The 19803-nt window shown below is 72.4% G+C and carries 18 protein-coding genes; 2 read left to right on the top strand and 16 right to left on the bottom strand.

Annotated features, from left to right (window positions below):
• Positions 1-66: 66 nt before the first annotated feature.
• The 10 genes from Aut01nite_RS04590 to Aut01nite_RS04545 form a co-directional block, all read right to left on the bottom strand.
• The gene (locus Aut01nite_RS04590) at positions 67-1764 is read right to left on the bottom strand and encodes a M16 family metallopeptidase (RefSeq protein ID WP_043530978.1); all 1698 of its coding nucleotides are present in this window, start codon (positions 1762-1764) and stop codon (positions 67-69) included.
• Positions 1761-2705: a hypothetical protein gene (locus Aut01nite_RS04585; protein ID WP_043531279.1), complete on the bottom strand. Its 945-nt coding sequence runs from the start codon at positions 2703-2705 to the stop codon at positions 1761-1763. The genes Aut01nite_RS04590 and Aut01nite_RS04585 overlap by 4 nt, the downstream gene beginning before the upstream one ends.
• A 43-nt stretch (positions 2706-2748) precedes the next feature.
• Positions 2749-4437, bottom strand: a complete 1689-nt coding sequence (locus tag Aut01nite_RS04580; RefSeq protein WP_063958854.1) for a peptidase M16 family protein — start codon at positions 4435-4437, stop codon at positions 2749-2751.
• Positions 4434-5273 (bottom strand): hypothetical protein, encoded by an 840-nt coding sequence (locus Aut01nite_RS04575; protein WP_236643072.1) that lies wholly within the window; start codon positions 5271-5273, stop codon positions 4434-4436. Before Aut01nite_RS04575 ends, Aut01nite_RS04580 begins: the two co-directional genes overlap by 4 nt.
• A 65-nt stretch (positions 5274-5338) precedes the next feature.
• The gene (locus Aut01nite_RS04570) at positions 5339-6517 is read right to left on the bottom strand and encodes an ROK family transcriptional regulator (protein ID WP_043530982.1); all 1179 of its coding nucleotides are present in this window, start codon (positions 6515-6517) and stop codon (positions 5339-5341) included.
• Between the two features lie 37 nt (positions 6518-6554).
• Entirely contained in the window at positions 6555-7808 is a 1254-nt protein-coding gene (locus Aut01nite_RS04565; protein ID WP_373871443.1) for a sugar ABC transporter permease, read from the bottom strand.
• Between the two features lie 5 nt (positions 7809-7813).
• Positions 7814-8617 (bottom strand): ATP-binding cassette domain-containing protein, encoded by an 804-nt coding sequence (locus tag Aut01nite_RS04560; protein WP_043530986.1) that lies wholly within the window; start codon positions 8615-8617, stop codon positions 7814-7816.
• Between the two features lie 29 nt (positions 8618-8646).
• A complete protein-coding gene (locus Aut01nite_RS04555; RefSeq protein ID WP_043530988.1) occupies positions 8647-9732 on the bottom strand; it encodes a sugar ABC transporter substrate-binding protein in 1086 nt (361 codons plus the stop codon).
• 139 nt (positions 9733-9871) lie between these two features.
• A complete protein-coding gene (gene ybaK, locus Aut01nite_RS04550; RefSeq protein ID WP_043530990.1) occupies positions 9872-10354 on the bottom strand; it encodes a Cys-tRNA(Pro) deacylase in 483 nt (160 codons plus the stop codon).
• 12 nt (positions 10355-10366) lie between these two features.
• Complete coding sequence (locus tag Aut01nite_RS04545; protein ID WP_043530994.1) at positions 10367-11545, bottom strand: class I SAM-dependent methyltransferase; 1179 nt, start codon at positions 11543-11545, stop codon at positions 10367-10369.
• 231 nt (positions 11546-11776) lie between these two features.
• Here Aut01nite_RS04545 and groES point away from each other — a divergent pair, with 231 nt between their 5' ends.
• Together groES and groL are read left to right on the top strand one after the other, a co-directional pair.
• Entirely contained in the window at positions 11777-12085 is a 309-nt protein-coding gene (gene groES, locus Aut01nite_RS04540) for a co-chaperone GroES (RefSeq protein ID WP_014687825.1), read from the top strand.
• Between the two features lie 72 nt (positions 12086-12157).
• A complete protein-coding gene (groL, locus tag Aut01nite_RS04535) occupies positions 12158-13810 on the top strand; it encodes a chaperonin GroEL (RefSeq protein WP_043530996.1) in 1653 nt (550 codons plus the stop codon).
• Between the two features lie 13 nt (positions 13811-13823).
• Here groL and Aut01nite_RS04530 read toward each other — a convergent pair whose 3' ends face one another.
• The 6 genes from Aut01nite_RS04530 to tsaB are packed head-to-tail and all read right to left on the bottom strand — an operon-like array spanning position 13824 to position 19798.
• Positions 13824-15599 (bottom strand): ABC transporter ATP-binding protein, encoded by a 1776-nt coding sequence (locus Aut01nite_RS04530; protein WP_043530998.1) that lies wholly within the window; start codon positions 15597-15599, stop codon positions 13824-13826.
• Complete coding sequence (locus Aut01nite_RS04525; protein WP_204037437.1) at positions 15596-17281, bottom strand: ABC transporter ATP-binding protein; 1686 nt, start codon at positions 17279-17281, stop codon at positions 15596-15598. Before Aut01nite_RS04525 ends, Aut01nite_RS04530 begins: the two co-directional genes overlap by 4 nt.
• Positions 17282-17323: 42 nt before the next feature.
• Positions 17324-17578, bottom strand: coding sequence for a hypothetical protein (locus Aut01nite_RS04520; RefSeq protein ID WP_043531000.1), 255 nt, complete (start codon positions 17576-17578; stop codon positions 17324-17326).
• Positions 17579-17587: 9 nt separating this feature from the next.
• Positions 17588-18640: a tRNA (adenosine(37)-N6)-threonylcarbamoyltransferase complex transferase subunit TsaD gene (gene tsaD, locus Aut01nite_RS04515; RefSeq protein ID WP_043531002.1), complete on the bottom strand. Its 1053-nt coding sequence runs from the start codon at positions 18638-18640 to the stop codon at positions 17588-17590.
• Positions 18633-19073 (bottom strand): ribosomal protein S18-alanine N-acetyltransferase, encoded by a 441-nt coding sequence (gene rimI, locus Aut01nite_RS04510; RefSeq protein WP_043531004.1) that lies wholly within the window; start codon positions 19071-19073, stop codon positions 18633-18635. Before rimI ends, tsaD begins: the two co-directional genes overlap by 8 nt.
• Entirely contained in the window at positions 19070-19798 is a 729-nt protein-coding gene (gene tsaB / locus Aut01nite_RS04505; RefSeq protein WP_043531006.1) for a tRNA (adenosine(37)-N6)-threonylcarbamoyltransferase complex dimerization subunit type 1 TsaB, read from the bottom strand. The genes rimI and tsaB overlap by 4 nt, the downstream gene beginning before the upstream one ends.
• Between the last annotated feature and the right edge of the window lie 5 nt (positions 19799-19803).

The following is a 19803-nucleotide window of genomic DNA, read 5'->3' as shown; positions in this document are numbered from 1 at the left end:
CCCCGCCCGCGTACGCCCGCACGCCTCAGGAGCGCTTCGTTCCTCGGTTCGTAAGGAGTTTCCCGGTCATTCCCGCATCTCGCGGACCTGCGCCACCGCCGCACGCCCCATCACCACGGCCAGCGCGATCATGACGGCCAGCGGCCCGAGCCCGGGGGCGTCCTCGTCGCCGGTGATCAACAGGATGAGCGCGAAGAGTGCCCCCAGACCGCACACCAGGGTCATCAGGGTCAGGCCGGCGAGCCAGGCGTACCGGCTGGCGTAGCCGCCGAGCACGCGGGCCCGGTCGCGCCAGGTCGGCTTGGGCGCGGCCGGCGGCGGCGCCGGGATCGTGTCCGGGTCCCGGGCCGGCATCGGGATCCGGAGTTCCGCCGGCAGCCGCGCGTCGATCTCCCGCACCACCGTCCCGGCTCCGGCGAACAGCGTGGGTTCGACCTGCACCTGGATCCCGTCGTGGCCGATCAGCCGCCGGGCCCCGTCCGGCCAGGCGAGCACGGCCGCGCATTCCGCGTACCGCACGGTGACGATCTCGTCGTCTCCGGTCCGGCTCACGCCGGCGTCTCCGGCGATCAGCCGGACCTCGGGGTGATTGATCATGGGGTACGCGACGCCCTCGACCGCCGATGTGGATTCAGCCGGAGCCTCGGCGTACCCCGCCCAATCGGCCCTGGTCCGGCCGGGAGTCATCAGCAGCCCGTCCGCGCAGGCGACCGCCGCGATCTCGGCCACGTCCTTGCCGGTGACCGCTCGCAGGTCGGCGAGGTCCTGCTCGAGGGTCTGCACCGGGCGTCCGGTGAGCAGGCCGAACACCCGCCCGGGCAGCAGGCCGCCGGTCTCGTCGGCCCGGGTCAGCTCCTCGGCGCGCTGGTTGACGACGGCGGTCATGTCGGCCTCGTCGATCAGGCCGAGCCGCATGGCCGCGAGCACGTCGACGAAACCGCCGAGGACGGCGCCCTGCTTCTCCGGCAGCGCGTCGGCGAGCGCGGTGATCTCGGCGGTGCCGTCGGCGCGGCCTTCGTAACCGCTGCGCACGGTGTAGGAGAGGCCGCTCTCCTGGCGCAGCGAGCGGAACAGGACCCGTTCCAGGACTGCGGTGAAGACCCCGGCCGCGGCGCCGCGCGGCACGATCGCGTTCCAGGCGACGACGTTGGGCGGGCCGGAGAAGTAGGCCGGGCGGACCGGCAGCGCCGACGAGGCGGCGGGGGCCGGTTGCCGTTCCCCGTCGGGCAGGCCGAGTTCGAGTCCGTCGGGCAGGCCGGGACCGGCGATCCAGAGGACGGCGTTGCCCCGATTGAAGTACCGGGTCACCCAGGCGCGCAGATCGTCCGGCGTAATTCCGGTCAGGCCCCACTCCGGATAGGCGACCGTGCCGTAGTCACGGGCCCCGTGCCGCCAGAGCGCCAGCATGTCGGCCGGGTTCCCGCCGCGGCCGTTCTCCTCGGTCCGCAGGATCTCCTTCTCCACCGGGAGGCGGTCCATCGGCAGGTCGGTGAGGGCCCGGCAGACGCCGTTGAGGAAGGCGACGATGTCGGCCTCGGCGCCCTGCATGTGGAAGAACGTGAACTCGGTGGTGGTGGCGCCGTTGTAGTGGTAGTCGGCGACCCCGATGGAGTGCAGGGCCAGGTGCTCGACCAGGTGGGTGATGCCGCGCCGGGCCAGCGGCTCGTCGGCCAGGCCGACCCGGAAGGCGAGCCCGGCGTGCATCGGGCCGGTGGTCGGCGCGAGCAGGACCGGGACGCCGTCGACAGCGAGTTCGGTGATCATCGGGTTCCTCCGAACGCCCAGGCCCGCGCCTTCCGGATCTCTTCGGCGGGGTTCGCGCTCAGGTAGTGCCACGGGTCTTCGGTGGCCAGGACACCGAGTTCGCGGAACGCCGTCGCGGCGGCGTTCCGGTCGTCCAGGATCGTGAAGCACATGGCGAAGGTGCTCAGCGCGCCCACCCAGCCGTAACCGCGGGTGAAGTCCGGATGCCCGATGGACCGCTGGGCGGCCTGGTAGATGTCAGCCCGTACGTGAGGCTGGGAGAGGTAGCCCACCATCTCGGCCAGTCCGCCCTCGTCGAGGGCGTGCTCGATGTGCGCGTCCACGATCAGCACGGCGTGCGGGCTGCCGGGCGGCGTGGCCTCGGTCGCCTCCCGGGCGAACTGGTGCAGCTGCTCCCACGTTCCGTCCCACTTGGGGCAGTACGACTGGAGCATCTGGAACTGCCCGGGCAGGTGGCCGGGATCGGCGGCCTGCATCCGGTCGTACCGCCGGCGGACCTCGGCGAGCCCCAGCGACAGACCGCGGGCGGAGGTGAGCCGGGCCTTCCAGATCGCCGGGTCGCCCGGGTTGAGCATCGCGCCGTCGATCAGCACCTGCTCGGCCCGGCACAGCCACTCCCGGAACTGGGCGAACTGTTCCCGGCTCACGTACTTCGCGCGCTTCCCGGTGCGGATCTCCCAGCCGACGTCGATCAGGTGGGTTCCGAGGAGGGCCGCCGCGGTGCCGTCGGCCGGATCGACGGTCAGCACCGACCGCAGGAACGGCTCGATCCCCCGCTCCTGGCTGACGTGGCCGATCAGCGCGGTGCGGTCCATCGGGGCGGCGGCGTCGAGGACCGCCCGGCAGGTCGACCAGTCCCGGCTGTGCAGCGCGGCGCGCAGGGTCGCCTTCTGGGGGTACACGGCGACGGCGTCGAAGACCACGTCGGTCGGTGGTGGCATGGCGGGCAGCATAGATCGTCGATCTTGAGGCTGCGCACCGATATCACTCGTGACCTGGCGCACCCCGGGAGCGGCGGCGGTCGCGGAGCTCGACGGCGGCGTCGACCGCCAGCCGGCCGGCGAACGTGCCGAAGAGGATGCTGGCGGCGGCGACCAGGGCGTATTCGCCGAGGTCGGTGAGGGCGCCGGAGCCGTGCCGGGCGCTTTCGGCGATCATCGTGGCCAGTACCCACAGGCCGCCGGCCACCACGAAGACCGCGAACGTGCCGGCCAGCAGCAGGGTCAGCAGCGGCCGCAGGCCCTCGCGCGGGGTGTCCGGGCCGGCGGCGGGCCGGGGCCGGGGGATCCGGTCCCGGGCGCGGGGCGGCATCTCGATCCGCAGCCGGGCGGGGATCCACGCGTCGACGTCGCGTACCGCCCGTTCCGCGTCCCGGTAGAGGGTGGGTTCGACCCGGGCCATCACGGCGTCCTGGCCGATCAGCTGCCGGGCGCCGTCCGGCCAGGCCAGCAGGGCGGCGCAGGAGTCGTAGCGGACGGTGCCGACCACGTCCCCCTCGATCACGCTGATCCCCTGGTCGCCGCTGATCAGGCGCAGCCGGCGGTCGCCGCGGCCGCGGTGGACCCGGCCGGGCAGCACCGTGTCGGACATCTCCGGGGCGGGCAGGTAGCCGGCCCAGTCGGCGCGGACCCGGCCCGGTGTCATCAGCAGCCCGGCGTTGTAGGCGGCGGCCGCGACCTCGGCCACCTCGGCGGCGGTGACCGCGCCGACCTCGGTGAGCGCGTCGTCGAGGGTCTGCACCTCCCGGCCGCCGAGCAGGTTGAACGCCTGGCCGGGGAGACGGGCGCCGCGGGCCTCGGCGATACGCAGCCCGTCGCAGGTCAGTTTGACCACGGCGTCGACCTCGTCCGTGTCGATCCGGCCGGCCCGCATCGCGGCCAGCACGTCGATCAGACCGCCGAGCGCGGCCTCACGCTGATCCGGGGCGGCGTCGACGACGGCCAGGATCCGGGCGGTGCCGTCGGCGCGGGGCTCGTACTCGGTGCGGGCCGACGCCACGACGCCGTCGCCGTCGCGCAGGTCGTGCAGGATCCGGCGTTCCAGGACGTTGGCGAAGACCGCGGCGGCGGCCTCCCGGCGTACCACGGTGTCCCAGCCGGCGCCGCCGTCGCCGGGGAAGCAGGCGGGGGTGGCCGGGAGCACGGTGACCGCCTCGGGCGCGGGCCTGCGGCTGCCGGACGGCAGATCGAGGCGCAGGTCCTCGGGGAGTTCACCGGCCACCCAGAGGGCGGCGTTCTCCCTGGTGAAGTAGCCGGCGATCCATTCCTGGACCTGGTCGGCGGTGAGTCCGGGCAGAGCCCATTCGGGGTAGCTGGCGACGCCGTAGCCGCGGGCGCCGTACCGCCACATCGGCAGTGGATCGCGGTCTCGGACGGTCGCCATGCGCTCCCGGGCGGCGGCGATCAGGTCGGCCGGCGGGTTGCGCAGGGCGGCGCACACACCGGTGAGGAAGTCAGCGATCCCGGTGGCCGTACCGCTGAAGTGGAAGGAGGTGTGCTCGGGCCCGATCGTGCCGCTGCCCGCGGTGACCAGATGCCGGACCAGGCGGGTGATGCCGCGCAGCGGCAGGGTCTCGTCCGCCGTGCCGACCCGGAAGACCAGGCCGGCGTGCATCGGGCCGTCCGCTGGCGCGAGCACCGCCGGCACCCCGTCGACCTCGTGTCGCGTGATCACCGCTCGCCTCCCGACGCCCGTTTGCGATACCTGCTGATCACCGTGGCCGGGTCGCCGAGGCGCTCCCAGGGCCACGCCGAATCGAAATCCCCGAGCGAGGCGAACAACGAGGCCGCGGCCGTCTGGTCGTCGATCAGAGCGAACGCCATGGCGAACGTGCTGGTCGCCTGGACCCAGCCGTGGGTACGGCGGAACTCCGGGTGCCGGACCGACCGGTCGGCGGCCCCGGCGATCTCGGCGCGGACCTCCTCGGCGGCGAGGTGGCGGCGGTCACCGGTGAGGTGACGGTCCAGGTGGTACTCGGCGATCAGCACCGGGTTGAGCGAACCGGGCGCGGCCTCGGCGGCGGCCGTCCGGGCGAACGCGTGCGCCGCCCCGGCGTCGTGCGCGCAGAGGTGGTGCAGGAAGGCGGACTGGCCGGGCAGGTGGTGCGGGTCGATCGCGGCGAGCCGGCGGTAGCGGCGGCGGGCTTCGGAAGCGCCGAGGCCCAGGCTGCGGGCCGTGCCGACGCGGGCCGTCCAGATCGCCGGGTCGTACGGGCTCCGGGCGGCGGCGTCGACGAGGATCCGCTCGGCTTCGGGCGTACCACCGAGATTCCGGCCGAGAAGCGCACCCGCGGCGCCGTCGGCGGGATCACCGCGCAGCACGCCGCGGAGGAAGTCGGCGACGCCGTCGGCGTCGGCGGCGACCGTGGTGAGGCAGGTGCGTTCCACCGGTTCGGCGGCGTCCAGGATCTCCCGGCAGGCGGGCCAGTCCCCGGAGTCCAGGGCGGTGCGCAGGGCGGCGATCCGGGGGTACGCGGCTGCCGGGTCCAGAACCGGTTGACGCGGGAGCATGGCGGGCAGCATAGATCTTCCGCGATACTCGCCGGTTTCCGGGTGAAGAGATCGCCGCGGACCTCTCAGATGACCAGCGGATCGTCGAGGAGATGCTCGAAGGCGAGCTCGGCGGCGCCGATCAGGGCGGCGTCGGTGCCGAGTTCCGGGGTGCGCAGCCGGACGTGCTCGCGGAAGGCCGGCAGACCGATCGCGTTGAGCCGGCTGCGGATCTGCGCCGCCGCGCCGAGATAGACGTCCCGCAACGTGCCGCCGAAAATGATCACTTCCGGGTTGAAGATGTTGACCAGGTTGCCGACGCCGAACCCGATCCAGTCACCGACCTGCCGTAACGCGTGCTGGGCCTGGCTGTCCCCGCGCATCGCGGCGTCCACCACGGCGAGCACCGCGTCCCGGCCGCTGCGGTCGGCGCGGCCGGACAGGCGCAGCAGGGCGTGCTCGCCGACCTCGGTCTCCCAGCAGCCGCGGGAGCCGCAACTGCAGGCCGAGCCGTACGGGTTGACGACCATGTGCCCGACCTCGCCGCCGTACCCGCCGTGGCCGATCACCCGCCGCCCGCCGGCCACGATCCCGGCCCCGATCCCGACATCGCCGTAGAGGTAGATGACGTTGTCGGAGCCGGCCGCGGCCCCGCGCGAGTGTTCGGCGAGGGCGCACACGTCGGCGTGGTTGCCGACGCTGATCTGCCCGTGTTCGCCGAGGCCGGAACGGAGCGCCTCGCCGAGCGGCTCCTCCAGCCAGCCGGCCACCGGGGCGAGCCGGACCATGCCGTCCTCGCCGCGGGCCATGCCGGACACCGCGACGCCACTGCCCACGCAGCGGCCGTCGTCGGGCACCCCGGAACGCATCGTCGAGACGAACCGGGCCAGCGGGCGGACCGCCTCGGCGGTGCTCATGCCGGGTGGGCGGGCGGTCTCGTACTGCTCGAGGATGCGGCCGCCCAGACCGACGCGGGCGGCGCGGATCCGGTCGACCTCGATGCTGAGGGCGTAGGCGTACACCCGGCCGGACTCGGGCCGGACCACCAGCGACGGGCGGCCGGCGCGGCCGGTCTCGCGGGGCGCCGCCTCGGTGACCAGCCCGGCGCCGATCAGGTCGGAGGTGAGAGCGCCGATGGTGCTGCGGTTCAAGCCGAGGCGGGTGGTGAGCTCGGCCCGGGAGGTGGCGCCGTGGACGTGCACGTACCGCAGGAGGGTTCCCAGGTTGTGCCGGCGCACCTCTTCCTGGCTCGGGCTCGCGCGCATCAGCGTTTCGTTCCCCGTCCCCGTGACTCGACCATCGTTACCTGTTGCCGGTCGCGGCGGCCCGGCGCCGGGCCAGCGCGTCGACGCCGGCCGCGACAAGCAGGATCACACCCGTGAAGATGTAGCGGGTGCCGGACGAGAAGTCCATCAGGTACATGCCATTGTCGATGACCGCGATCACCGCGCCACCGATCACGGCGTGGATCACCTTTCCCTTGCCTCCGAAGAGGCTGATGCCGCCGATCACCGCGGCGCCGACGGCGTTGAGCAGGGTGCTGCTGCCGCCGGTGCCGGGGTCGACCGAACCGGCCCGGCTCACCAGCATGATGCCGCCGGCCGCGGTCATGAACGAGCAGACCACGAAGACCGAGATGCGGATCCGGTCGACGGGGATGCCGGCCCGGCGGGAGGCCTCCGGGTTGCCACCCACCGCGTAGACGTGCCGGCCGTACGAGGTGCGGCCGAGCACGAAGGTCCACAGCACCAGGAAGCCGCCGATCACCGGCACCGCGATCGGGACGCCCTTGAGCGAGGTGACGTCCGGATTGATGGCCCGCTCCTGGGTGAGCACCGCGGTCGCGGTCAGGACCAGCGCGGCGAGACCGGCGATCCGGAACAGCACGATCCCGATCGGTTCGGTGACCAGCCCGTACCGGGTCCGTGCGCGGAAGCGCAGGAGCTGCGCGACCGCGTAGCCGGCCGTCGCGACGCCGGCCAGGATCCAGCTCCAGGTGACCGGAAGGCTGTCCTTGTTCAGCGACTTGATGAAACCGTCCGGGATGGAGACGATCTGGCTCTCGCCGAGCAGGTTCAGCAGGACACCCTGGAAGGCGAGGAAAGCCGCCAGGGTGACCACGAACGACGGGATGCCGATCTTGGCGACCAGGAAGCCGAGCACCAGCCCGATCGCGGCGCCGGCGGCCAGGGCGGCCACCAGGGCGACGGGCTGCGGGTAACCGAAATCGGTGAGCAGGATCGCCAGTACCGCGCCGCAGACGCCGGCGGCGTACCCGGCCGACAGGTCGATCTCGCCGAGCAGCAGAACGAAGACCAGGCCCATCGCGATCATGGTGACGCCGGCGGCCTGATTGAACAGGTTGGCGAAGTTGCCGGCGCTGAAGAACGTCTCCGGCTCGGCACTGCCGAAGATCAGCGTGAGGAGTACGAGGCCCAGCACCGCGGGCAGCGCGCCGAGATCCCCGCCGCGGATCCGGGCCAGATAGTCCCGGACATGCCCAGCGACGGTCGGCTTGGCGGCCGTCACCCCGCCGGGGGTCTCGAACGTCGTCATGCTGGTCATCGGGGAGCTCCGGGCAGAAGGTCGGCGAAGTCGTTGGGCGCCTCGGGCGGAAGGCCAAGATTCCCACTGCGCCCAATGGTGATCAACTCGACGACCTGGGCGTGGGTGACGTCGCTCGCGCGCACCTGGGCCGCCGTCCGGCCCAGGTAGAGCGCGGCGATCCGGTCCGCGACGGCGAAGACGTCGTTCATGTTGTGCGAGATGAGCACCACGCTGAGCCCGTTGTCGGCCAGCCGGCGGACCAGTTCCAGCACGTGGGTGGTCTGTGCCACACCGAGCGCGGCGGTCGGCTCGTCCAGGATGACGATCCGGCTGTTCCACAGGACCGCCTTGGCGATCGCCACGGTCTGCCGCTCGCCACCGGACAGGCTGGACACCAGTTGGCGCAGCGAGTTGACGCTGCGTACCGAGAGGCTGGCCAGGGTCTCCCCGGCCAGCCGTTCCATGGCCGGCTCGTCCAGGGCGATGCCGCGCCTGATCTCCCGGCCCAGGAACATGTTCTGGACGATGTCCAGGTTGTCGCAGAGCGCCAGGTCCTGGTAGACGACCTCGATGCCCAGCTCGGCGGCGTCCCGCGGGCTGTGCACGGCGACCTCCCGGCCCTCGAAGGTCACCGTGCCCGCGTCGATCGGGTAGATGCCGCTGATGCACTTCACCAGCGTCGACTTGCCGGCTCCGTTGTCGCCGACCAGAGCGGTCACCTCGCCCGGGTAGACGCTCAGCGAGACGTCGTGCAGGACCCGTACGGGGCCGAAGCTCTTGTCGATCCCGCGCAGCTCGAGGAGCGGTTTCGCGGCCACGGATGTCTCTCCTTCGTTCGGTGCGCGGGTCAGCTGATGCCCGCTTCGGCGCAGGCCTTCTCGAAGGCGCCCGTGCAGAGCTCCGCCTTGGTGACGTACCCGTCGTCGACGACAGTCCTCATGTTCTCCCTGGTGACGGCGACCGGTTGCAGCAGCACCGACTTGACCGGCTGATTCGTCTGCGGGTCGGTGATCAGGCCGGTGGCCGTCGGCGTCTGCCCCTTGACCAGGGCGGCGGCCAGGCCGGCGGCGGCGGCGGCCTCCTTGTCGATCGCCTTGTAGACGGTCATGCACTGGTCGCCGGCGAGGATGTTCTGTAGTCCTTGGACGGTGGCGTCCTGGCCGGTCACCGGCACCGTCCCGTTCAGCTTGTTCTTCTTCAGCACCTCGATGACGGCGTTGGCGACGCCGTCGTTGGCGGCGATCACGCCGGCGATCCGGTTGTTGCGGGTGAGCTGCTGTTCGAAGATCGTGCCACCCCGGGCGTTGTCCCACTCCGGAACGTCCTGGTCCGGGCCCTGGAGGTACTCGCCGGAGTCGAACCTCGGCTGCAGGACCGAGTGGTAACCCGTCTTGAACTGGGTGGCGTTGTTGTCGGTGGGCGACCCGTTGAGGTACGACACCACCGGCTTCGTGACCCCGGCGGCGGTGAGGCAGTCCACCAGACCCTGACCCTGGAGGCGGCCGACCTCGACGTTGTCGAAGGTGACGTAGTAGTCGGCGCCGCCGTTGAGGGTGAGCCGGTCGTAGTCGATCGTACGGATCCCGGCCTTCCTGGCGTTGTCCAGCACGTTCTTGCCCGTGCCGGAGTCCAGGTTGACGATCATCAGGACCTCGACGCCGCTCTGGATCATCCCGTCCGCGATGGTCTGGAACAGGGCCTTGTCACCCTGGGCGTTCTTGATCTCGGCCGTGACGCCGGCCGCGGCGAACGCCTCGGTGAGGTACTTGAGGTCGGCGGACTCCCAGCGGGCCGAACTCCGGGTGTCCGGCAGGATCACGCCGACCTGCGCCTTCGTGCCGTTGCCGGGGCCGTCTTTCTGCCGGCCGCAGGCGGCCACACCTCCGGTGGCCAGAAGGCCGGCCGCGGCAAGGGCACAGATTCCCTTACGCATCCCTACAGTTCCTTTCGGGGGGAGGTACATCCGGGGCGCGAACGTATTCGCGCCGTGGCGCAGAACACAAGCGGCAACGATGGTCTATCCCGTGGCCTGCGATAACGATCCCGCAAACACGGTCCCCCCGAGGTCAAGCCTAAGTGCGCAGCGGGGCGGTGGTGGCTCCGGTCAGCCGAATCAGATCGGCCGGGGCGAGCGACACCTGGAGGCCACGGCGGCCCGCGGAGACGTACATCAGATCGAGGCTCCCGGCGGTGTCGTCGATCACCGTGGGCAGGCGCTTGCGCTGGCCCAGCGGGCTGATCCCGCCGCGCACGTAACCGCTGCTGCGCTCGGCGGCCGCCCGGTCGGCGAGGACCGCCCGCTTGCCGCCGGCGGCCGCCGCGAGCGCCTTCAGGTCGAGGTCGCCGGTCACCGGCACCACCCCGACCACGAGGTGGCCGTCGACCTCGGCCACCAGGGTCTTGAACACCGCCTCCGGCGCCACACCGAGAGCCTGCGCGACGAGCGCACCGTAGTTCGGGGCGTCCGGTGACACGTCGTACGGATGCAGGGTGTGCGCCACCCGCTCGGCGGTCAGCAGGACGGTCGCCGGCGTGCCCGCCGCTTTCTTGGCCATGCGCGCACGGTACTACCGCGCCATCTCCGTCAGCAGGACGACCGGCGCGCCGTCCACCCGGGTCAGCACCAGTCCCGCCGCGTTCGGCCCGGCCAGTCTCAGGTCCTTGCGCAGCTGGTCGGGCACGAGCGCGGAGCCCCGCTTGCGGATCTCCAGCACGCCGACCCCGCGGTCCCGCAGCAGCGCCCGCAGTCTCTTCAGCGAGAACGGGAGCACCTCGGTCACCGCCAGCCGCCGGGCGAACGGGGTGTCCACCGGATCGTCGGTGTAGACGTAGGCGATGTCCGGGTCGCCCAGCCGGCCGCCGACCGACGCGGCGAACTCGGCCACCAGGTGTGACCGGACCACCGCCGGGTCGGGGTCGTAGATCCACGCGCCGACCGGGCCCACCGGCGCCCGCTCCACCCCCGAGCCGGTGATCTCGGTGACGCCCGCGCCGATCAGGGTGGCCCGGCGGGGCACCCCGGCCAGCGGGCCGCACCAGAACGCGGCCTCCACCAGGTCGCCGCCGGCGCTGACCCATTCACCCTCGGCGCCCGGCGGCAGCAGCGTGTGGTCGATGCCGGGCGCCAGTTTCAGCACCGTGCGCGGCACCCGTCCGGGCAGGGCGGCGATGAAGTCCCACGGCGGCGAGTAGGCCTTCGGGTCGAACACCCGGCCGCGGCCGGCCTGACGGCGGGCCGGGTCGGCGAAGATCGCGTCGTACCGCTCCACCGGCACCGTGGTGGCGTCGGCGCACGCCACGGTGATCAGGTCGGCCAGCCCGGCGGCCTCGGCGTTCGCGGCGGCCAGCGCGGCGGTCAGCGGGTCGGCGTCCACGGCGTACACCGAGATGCCGTGCCGGGCCGCGGCCAGCGCGTCCGATCCCAGCCCGCAGCCCAGGTCGGCGAGGGTCCGGACGCCGGAGGCGGCCAGCCGCGCGGCACGCCGGTCCGCGACCGGACCGCGGGTGGCCTGCTCCAGGCCCGCCCTGGTGAAGAACATCCGGGCAGCGTCCGGGCCGAACTTCATCGCGGCGCGCGCCCGCAAACTAGCCTGGGTCAAGGCGGCCGCGGCGAGGTCCGCGCCGAAGCCCCGGGCCCGCATGGCCGAGGCTGCGGCGAGGGGCTCACCGCCGGTCACCTCGACCGCCGCGGCCAGGGCGTTCAACCCCTCAGGGGTACGCAACAATCGCAACAACTCGGGGGTCATGGCAGGCATTCTCCCTGGCGTGACGGGTTGGCACTCTGGTTGACGGAGTGCTAGTTCCGGCATAGTCTCGGCGTTAGCACTCTCACCATGAGGGTGCCAGCCGTGCGGCCCGTCCGTGCGGTTAGGCACCAGGCGGACCGGCACCCGCGACGACGGCCCCGCCCGGTGGCATGAGGCATTGACCGGCCTGTTTCACGGCCGGCGAAACCTGATACCCAGGAGGGTATGCCCGTGACTACCGCGACCAAGGTTGCGATCAAGCCGCTCGAGGACCGCATCGTGGTCCAGGCGAACGAGGCTGAGACCACGACCGCCTCCGGCATCGTGATCCCCGACACCGCCAAGGAGAAGCCCCAGGAGGGCACCGTCCTGGCCGTCGGCCCCGGCCGGATCGACGACAAGGGCAACCGCGTCCCGCTCGATGTCAAGGTCGGCGACGTTGTTCTCTACTCGAAGTACGGCGGCACCGAGGTCAAGTACGCCGGCGAGGAGTACCTGGTGCTCTCCGCCCGCGACGTCCTCGCGGTCATCGAGAAGTAAGACCTAACCGTCTGTGCAGGCGCCCTGTTCCGAATCTCGGGGCAGGGCGCCGGTGCGTGAAGGGACCAATACATGGCGAAGATCCTCAGCTTCTCTGACGACGCCCGGCACCTCCTGGAGCACGGCGTCAACACGCTCGCCGACACGGTCAAGGTCACCCTCGGGCCGCGCGGTCGCAACGTCGTCCTGGACAAGAAGTTCGGCGCGCCCACGATCACCAACGACGGCGTGACCATCGCCAAGGAGATCGAGCTCACCGACCCGTACGAGAACCTCGGCGCCCAGCTGGTCAAGGAGGTGGCGACCAAGACCAACGACGTCGCCGGCGACGGGACCACCACGGCGACCGTGCTCGCGCAGGCGCTGGTCCGTGAGGGCCTGCGCAACGTGACCGCCGGTGCCAACCCGATCGGTCTCAAGCGGGGCATGGACCAGGCCGCCGAGGCCGTCTCCAAGGCGCTGCTGGCGAAGGCCGTCGAGGTCGCCGACCACAAGGCGATCGCCAACGTGGCCACCATCTCGGCGCAGGACGCGAACATCGGCGAGCTGATCGCCGACGCGATGGACCGGGTCGGCCGTGACGGTGTCATCACCGTCGAGGAGGGCTCGGCGCTGCACACCGAGCTCGACGTCACCGAGGGTCTGCAGTTCGACAAGGGCTTCATCTCCCCGAACTTCGTGACCGACGCGGAGGCGCAGGAGGCGGTGCTCGAGGACGCCCACATCCTCATCACCACCCAGAAGATCTCCAGCATCGAGGAGCTGCTCCCGCTGCTGGAGAAGGTGCTGCAGACCGGCAAGCCGCTGCTGATCATCGCCGAGGACGTCGAGGGCCAGGCGCTCTCCACCCTCGTGGTGAACTCGCTGCGCAAGACCATCAAGGTCGCCGCGGTGAAGGCGCCCGGCTTCGGTGACCGCCGCAAGGCGATCCTGCAGGACCTGGCGATCGCGACCGGTGGCGAGCTGATCGCCCCCGAGCTCGGTTACAAGCTCGACCAGGTCGGCATCGAGTCGCTGGGCCGCGCCCGGCGGGTCGTGGTCGACAAGGAGAACACCACCATCGTCGACGGTGGCGGCAACTCCTCCGAGGTCGCTGACCGGGTCTCGCAGATCCGCAAGGAGATCGAGGCGTCCGACTCCGACTGGGACCGCGAGAAGCTCCAGGAGCGGCTGGCGAAGCTCTCCGGCGGCATCGCGGTGATCAAGGTCGGCGCGGCCACCGAGGTCGAGATGAAGGAGCGCAAGCACCGCATCGAGGACGCCATCGCGGCGACCAAGGCGGCCGTCGAGGAAGGCACCGTCCCCGGTGGCGGCGCCGCGCTCGCGCAGGTCGCCAAGGAGCTCGAGGGCAACCTGGGCCTGACCGGCGAGGAGGCGCTCGGCGTCGCCATCGTCCGCAAGGCGCTGGTCGAGCCGCTGCGCTGGATCGCGCAGAACGCCGGCCACGACGGTTACGTCGTGGTGGGCAAGGTCAACGAGCTGGGCTGGGGTCACGGCCTCAACGCCGCCACCGACGAGTACGTCGACCTGGCCGCGGCCGGCATCATCGACCCGGTGAAGGTGACCCGCAACGCGGTCTCCAACGCCGTCTCGATCGCCGCGCTCCTGCTGACCACCGAGAGCCTGGTCGTGGAGAAGCCGGCCGAGGCGGCCCCGGCCGCCGCCGGCGGGCACGGCCACAGCCACGGTCACGGGCATGGCCACCAGCACGGCCCGGGCTTCTGATCACCCGGTAGATCTACGGGAAAGGCGCGCCCTCCGGGCGCGCCTTTTTCATCGCGCCGCCCTGCCAGGAGTCCCACAGGGCGGCGTACACCCCACCGGCCGCCACCAGCTCGTCGTGCGGGCCCAGCTCGACGATCCGGCCGGCCTCCACCACCGCCACCCGGTCCGCGTCGTGCGCCGAGAAGAGCCGGTGCGCGATCGCCACCACCGTCCGGCCGCTGACCACCGCCGCCAGGGATCGCTCCAGGTCCCGGGCCGCCCGCGGATCCAGCATCGCGGTCGCCTCGTCGAGCACCAGGGTGTGCGGGTCGGCGATCACCACCCGGGCCAGCGCCACCTGCTGCGCCTGCGCCGGGGACAGCGGATGACCACCGGCTCCGACCACCGTGCTGAGGCCGTTCGGCAGCTCGTCGGCCCAGGTGAGGGCCTGTACGGCGGTGAGCGCGGCCCGGATCTCGCCCTCCTGCGCGCCCGGCCGGACCATGGCGAGGTTGTCGCGGAGCGTACCGATGAAGACGTGGTGTTCCTGGGTGACCAGAGCCACCTCGGCGCGCAGCCGCTCGGGTGGCAGCGCGGCCAGCGGCACCCCACCGACCGTGATGCTGCCCGCGGTCGGCTGGTGCACCCCGGCGAGCAGGCGGCCGAGGGTGGACTTGCCGGCCCCGGAGACGCCGACCACGGCCAGCCGCTCGCCCGGCTCCAGAACCAGGTCGATGCCGTGCAGCACCTCCCGGCCCGGCTCGTAGGAGAAGCGCACCCCGCACACCCGCATCCGGTTCCCGGCCGGCTCCGGCCTCGGCGTGGCGGCCGGCGGCGGACCGGCCGCCACGCCCAGCAGCCGGGCCAGGGCCGCCGCACCCACCTCCAGCTCGTCGAGCCAGCCGACCAGCCGGTCCAGCGGGTCGACGAGCTGCTGGACGTAGATCACCGCCGCGGTCAGGGCGCCCAGCGACACCGAGCCGCGCAGGTACAGCCAGCCCCCGGTGAGCAGGGTGAGCACCATCGGCAGCACATAGCTGATCTCGACGAGCGGCCACCAGACGGTCCGCAGGTGCAGGGTGAACCGTTCGGCCCGCCAGGATCGCCGCAGGTCCGTGTCGGTACGCGCGACCCGCTGCCGCTGCCTCCCCAGCGCCTCCACCGTCCGGGCGCCCTCGACGGTCTCGGTCAGCCCTTCGGTCACGTCCGCGTACGCCGCGTTCTGCCGCAGGTAACCGGCCGGGGCGTGCCGCAGGTACCACCGGGTGCCGACCGCGATGATCGGCGCCCCGATCAGCAGCGGCGCCGCGAAGACCGGGCTGACCACCAGCAGCGCCCCGATCACCAGGAACAGGGTGATCAGCGAGATCAGCGTCTCCGGCACCGCGAACCGGACGCATTTCGACAGCGCGTCAACGTCCCGGGTGGTCCGGGTCAGCAGATCACCGGTCCCGGCCGACTCCACCGTGGACAGCGGCAGCGCCAGCACCCGGGTGACGAACTCCTCCCGCAGCCGGGCCAGCACACTCTCCCCGAGCCGGGCCGACGCCACGTGCGCGTACCGGATCAGCACCGCCTGCACCACCACGAAACCGGCGATGGCCAGCGCCAGATGGTCCAGCTCCCGCACCGGGACGTGGCCGTGGATGCCCTGCACCATGTCACCGAGCAGACGCGGACCGGCCAGCCCGGCCACCGCAGCGGCCACGTGCAGGCCGACCGTGGCACGGAACATGCCCGGATAGTCGCGGATCAGATCGCGGGCATACCGGCGGGCCTGCGCGGTGGTGGCCACCGCGAGACGGGTCACGGCTTCTCCTCGCGGAGCACCAGCCGCGCGTAACCGGGCTGGTCACGCAGCATGCCGGTATGCGAGCCGACGGCCACGGCCCGGCCGTGCTCGACGAAACAGACCAGGTCGGCGTGGCTCAGCAGCAGCGGGCTGGAGGTGCAGATCACCGTGGTCCGGCCGGCCCGGGCCGCCTTCAGCCGGCCGGCGATCCGCGCCTCGGTGTAGGCGTCCACCGCATTCGTCGGCTCGACCAGGATCAGCACGTCCGGGTCGGCGATCAGGGCCCGGGCCAGGCGCAGCCGCTGCTGCTGGCCGCCGGAGAACGACCGGCCGCGATCCGGCATCACGGTCTCCGCGCCGTCCGGCAGGGCGGCGACGATGTCGGTGGCGCAGGCGGCGGCCAGGGCCTGGGGGAGGGCGCCGCGGCCGTCCGGGTCCAGGTCGGACCGCAGGCGCCCGGTGAACAGCTGAGCCTCGTTGTCGGCGACCAGGATCCGCGCGCGCACCTCGGACAGCGCGGCGGCGGACAGCGGGACACCGTCCAGGGTGGCGCCTTCGGCGTAACGGCCCAGCCGGTCCGCGATCCGGGCGGCGTCGCCGGGCGCCGTGGCGGCGATTGCGGTGAGCAGGCCGGGCGTGATCCGTACCCCCGATGCGGTGTCGGCCAGCTCGCCCACCGGAAGGCGCGCCGGCTGCGGTGGGTCGGGAAGATCGCCGCGCTCGCGCAGCATCGCCACCACCCGGCGCGCCGAGACGTGGCCGCGGGTCATCTTGTCGATCGCCTCGGTCAGCTGCCGCAACGGCGCGACCAGGAAGGCGGCGTACGCGTAGAACGCCACCAGCTGTCCCACCGAGATCCGCCCGTCCGCCGCGAAGCGCGCCCCCAGCCACGTCACCAGCACCAGGAACACCCCGGGCAGCAGCGTCTGCGCCGCCTCCAGCAGCGACTCCACCCGCGCGGTCCGCACCCCCGCGGCGCCGAGCGCCCGCGACTCGACCCGGTAGCGGGCCGACATGGTCGCCTCCCCACCCACCCCGCGCAGCACCCGCAGGCCGCCGACCAGGTCCGCGGCACGCCCGGTGAGCCGGCCCTGCAACTCGCGGTAGACCCGCTGCCTGCGGTGCAGCGGCGGGATCAGGACCCCCACGATCAACATCATCAGTGGTACGCCGATCAGCACCACCAGCCCCAGCGGCATCGAGGTGTGCAGCAGCAGAGCCGTCACGGTGACCACCGCGATCAGCGCACCGACCCCGCGCGAGGTGATGTCGACCGCACCGCCGATGTGGGTGATGTCCGAGGTGCCGATCGCCACCACCTCGCCGGTGTCCAGCCGCCGCGGCAGGGTGGACCCGAGCCGGTTCGCCTGCCGGACGATCACCTGCACGGTCCGGAACGCCGCGCCCAGCCAGTTCGTCACCGCGAACCGGTGCCGCAGGATGCCGGTGAACGCCTGCACCACACCGAGGCCGAACAGGAACAGCGCCCAGCCGATCAGCTCACCGGTGTCGCGGGCCACCGCGGCGTCGACGGCCCAGCCGACCGCCGCCGGCACCAGCGCCTGGCACCACATCCAGGTGATCGCCAGCAGGGCCGCGGCGGCGACCGTCAGGCGGGAACGCCGGATCAGCCAGAGCAGGTATCGGGTGGCGGACCGGGAATCGGGCGTGCCGGGGTCGGTCACTGGCAGTCTTCGCATCAGGCTCCGACGGTAAGGCCGGGCTGCGCGGACTGCGAATGGTCATCGATCCACGGGGTGGAAATCCCAGACGTGCGGAGCGCGTGCCACCAGGTTCTCCGGCGGGGTACGCAGGTTCTCCGGGGAGTTGCGCCATTTGGTGATGACGACGATGCGAAGATCGGTGGACGAATAGACGTCACTCGACACATGTTGTGGCAGTACCTCCAAGGCAGGCACCGCCGTGTCACAGACCCAGGCCAGCAGCTCGTCGAAGCCACTGCGCGAGGCCCGCACCTCCCACATCCGCGCGATCATGAACGCTTCCTACCCCGGCACACTCACCGCGGTCAAACCCATGGCGGAATCCGCCGGCAGATCCAGACGGCTCGGGGCGACCCCGGCGGCGACCAGATGCGCGCCGAGAGCGGCGACCATCGCGCCGTTGTCGGTGCACAACTGCGGGCGGGGTACGCGTACCGCGATCCCGTGTCTCGCCGCACGCTCCTCGGCCAGCACCCGCAACCGCGAATTCGCCGCCACCCCACCGCCGATGACGAGCGTGTCCACCCCGTGGGACCGGCACGCGTCGATCGCCTTCGCGGTGAGCACGTCACACACCGCCTCCTGGAAGCTCGCCGACACGTCGGCCACCGGAACCGGCTCACCGGCCCGCTCCCGGCTCTCCACCCAGCGGGCCACCGCCGTCTTCAACCCGGAGAAGGAGAAGTCGAACCGGTGCGCCGCCAGATCCTTCGGCGCGGTCAGGCCCCGCGGGAACGCGATCGACGCCGGATCGCCGTCCCGGGCCGAACGGTCGATGATCGGCCCGCCCGGGAAACCCAGGCCGAGCAGCCGGGCCACCTTGTCGAACGCCTCACCGGCCGCGTCGTCGATGGTCGCGCCGAGCGGGGTCGCCCCCGCCGTCAGGTCGTCGACCAGCAGCAACGACGAGTGGCCGCCGGAGACCAGCATCGCCACCGCCGGTTCGGGCAGCGGGCCGTGCTCCAGGGTGTCCACCGCCACGTGCGCGGCCAGGTGGTTGACGCCGTAGATCGGTTTCTCGGCGGCGAGCGCGTACCCCTTCGCGGCGGCGACGCCGACCAGCAGCGCGCCCGCCAGGCCGGGACCGCTGGTGACGGCGATCGCGTCGACGTCGGCGAGGGTCACACCCGCCTCGTCCAGGGCCCGCTGCATGGTCGGGACCAGCGCCTCCAGGTGGGCGCGGCTGGCCACCTCGGGCACCACCCCACCGAAGCGGGCGTGCTGGTCCACACTCGACGCCAGCGCGTCGGCGAGCAGGGTGTGCCCGCGGACGATGCCGACACCGGTCTCGTCGCAGGAGGTCTCGATCCCGAGGACCAGGGGCTCGTCACGCATCTCGCATCATCACCAGGGCGTCCGTGTTGCTGGGTTGGTAGTAGCCGCGCCGGATCCCGACCGGCTCGAAACCGTAGGTCGCGTACAGCTTCTGCGCGGGGGCGTTGTCGACGGCCACCTCGAGCAGCGTCTTGCGGGAACCGCGCCGGGCCGCCTCGGCCAGCAGCGCCTCCAGCAACTCCCGGCCCAGACCGCGGCGTTGGGCGTCCCGCCGGACCGCGATGTTCTGCACCCAGGACTCGTACTCGTCCACAACGGACAGGCCCGCGTACCCCACAACGGCGTCGCCGTCCAGCGCCACCAGGTAGAACTGGCGGGAGGCGAGCTCGTTCCAGAACATCGCGGCGGACCATTTCTCCGGGCCGAAGAGGTCCTCCTCGATCGGCAGCACCTCGTCGATGTGCCACCACCGGAACCGCTCGATCGTCGTCATGTCAGCACCGGTTTGCGGGCGGCCGGCTCGACCGCGTCCGGCCGCCGCAGGTAGAGGGGGGTCAGCACCTCGCTCGGCACGCCCTCGCGCACCCGGTCGGCCGCGATCGCGACGAGCGCCGCACCCGGCGGGTGCAGCAGATGCTCCTCCACCGGCACGCCGAACACGTCCCCGTACTTCAAGGCGCCCTCACCCGCCGCGCGGTCCACGAGACCGGCCACGGAGGCGCCGCCGGGAACGAGGACACCCGCCGGAAGCGACGCGCCGACCGCACCCTGCAGCAGGCCTGCCACATCGGCCGGCTTGGCCACCTCCGGCCCGGTGAGCCGCTCCCCGTCGGCGTAGGTCGCGAAGTACACCTCACGACGGCGCGCGTCGGTCGCGATCAGCACCCGCCCCGGACCCGCGGCCCGCCCCAGAGCGTCCAGCGAACACACCCCGTACGTCGGGATGCCGAGCGCCTGCCCCATGCTCGCCGCCGTGGCGAGGCCGACCCGCAGGCCGGTGAACGGCCCCGGGCCCACCCCGGCCACGATCGCGGCGAGATCCCGCGGGCGGAACCCGGCCTCGGCCAGGGCCGCGGCGATCTCCGGGGCGAGTTTCTCCCCGTGGGCGCGGGGGTCGACGGTCCGCCGCTCCACCACGCCGGCCAGGCCGTCCGCCGTCACCTCGACGAGCGCCGCCGTCGACGCGGGGGTTGCGGTGTCCAGAGCTAGTACCAGCACAAGGG

This window comes from Actinoplanes utahensis (genome assembly GCF_016862455.1).
Lineage (GTDB): Bacteria > Actinomycetota > Actinomycetes > Mycobacteriales > Micromonosporaceae > Actinoplanes > Actinoplanes utahensis.
Note: the sequence above shows the minus strand (reverse complement) of the source record. Positions and strands in the feature narration are given on the sequence as shown.

Coding starts and splice junctions, on each gene's coding strand:
- ybaK (WP_043530990.1), bottom strand. CDS start 10,354: ATGGCCAAGAAAGCGGCGGGCACGCCGGCGACCGTCCTGCTGACCGCC.
- rimI (WP_043531004.1), bottom strand. CDS start 19,073: ATGACGACGATCGAGCGGTTCCGGTGGTGGCACATCGACGAGGTGCTG.
- Aut01nite_RS04590 (WP_043530978.1), bottom strand. CDS start 1,764: ATGATCACCGAACTCGCTGTCGACGGCGTCCCGGTCCTGCTCGCGCCG.
- Aut01nite_RS04555 (WP_043530988.1), bottom strand. CDS start 9,732: ATGCGTAAGGGAATCTGTGCCCTTGCCGCGGCCGGCCTTCTGGCCACC.
- Aut01nite_RS04565 (WP_373871443.1), bottom strand. CDS start 7,808: ATGACGACGTTCGAGACCCCCGGCGGGGTGACGGCCGCCAAGCCGACC.
- Aut01nite_RS04570 (WP_043530982.1), bottom strand. CDS start 6,517: ATGCGCGCGAGCCCGAGCCAGGAAGAGGTGCGCCGGCACAACCTGGGA.
- Aut01nite_RS04545 (WP_043530994.1), bottom strand. CDS start 11,545: ATGACCCCCGAGTTGTTGCGATTGTTGCGTACCCCTGAGGGGTTGAAC.
- Aut01nite_RS04585 (WP_043531279.1), bottom strand. CDS start 2,705: ATGCCACCACCGACCGACGTGGTCTTCGACGCCGTCGCCGTGTACCCC.
- groL (WP_043530996.1), top strand. CDS start 12,158: ATGGCGAAGATCCTCAGCTTCTCTGACGACGCCCGGCACCTCCTGGAG.
- Aut01nite_RS04520 (WP_043531000.1), bottom strand. CDS start 17,578: ATGATCGCGCGGATGTGGGAGGTGCGGGCCTCGCGCAGTGGCTTCGAC.
- Aut01nite_RS04575 (WP_236643072.1), bottom strand. CDS start 5,273: ATGCTCCCGCGTCAACCGGTTCTGGACCCGGCAGCCGCGTACCCCCGG.
- Aut01nite_RS04525 (WP_204037437.1), bottom strand. CDS start 17,281: ATGCGAAGACTGCCAGTGACCGACCCCGGCACGCCCGATTCCCGGTCC.
- tsaD (WP_043531002.1), bottom strand. CDS start 18,640: ATGCGTGACGAGCCCCTGGTCCTCGGGATCGAGACCTCCTGCGACGAG.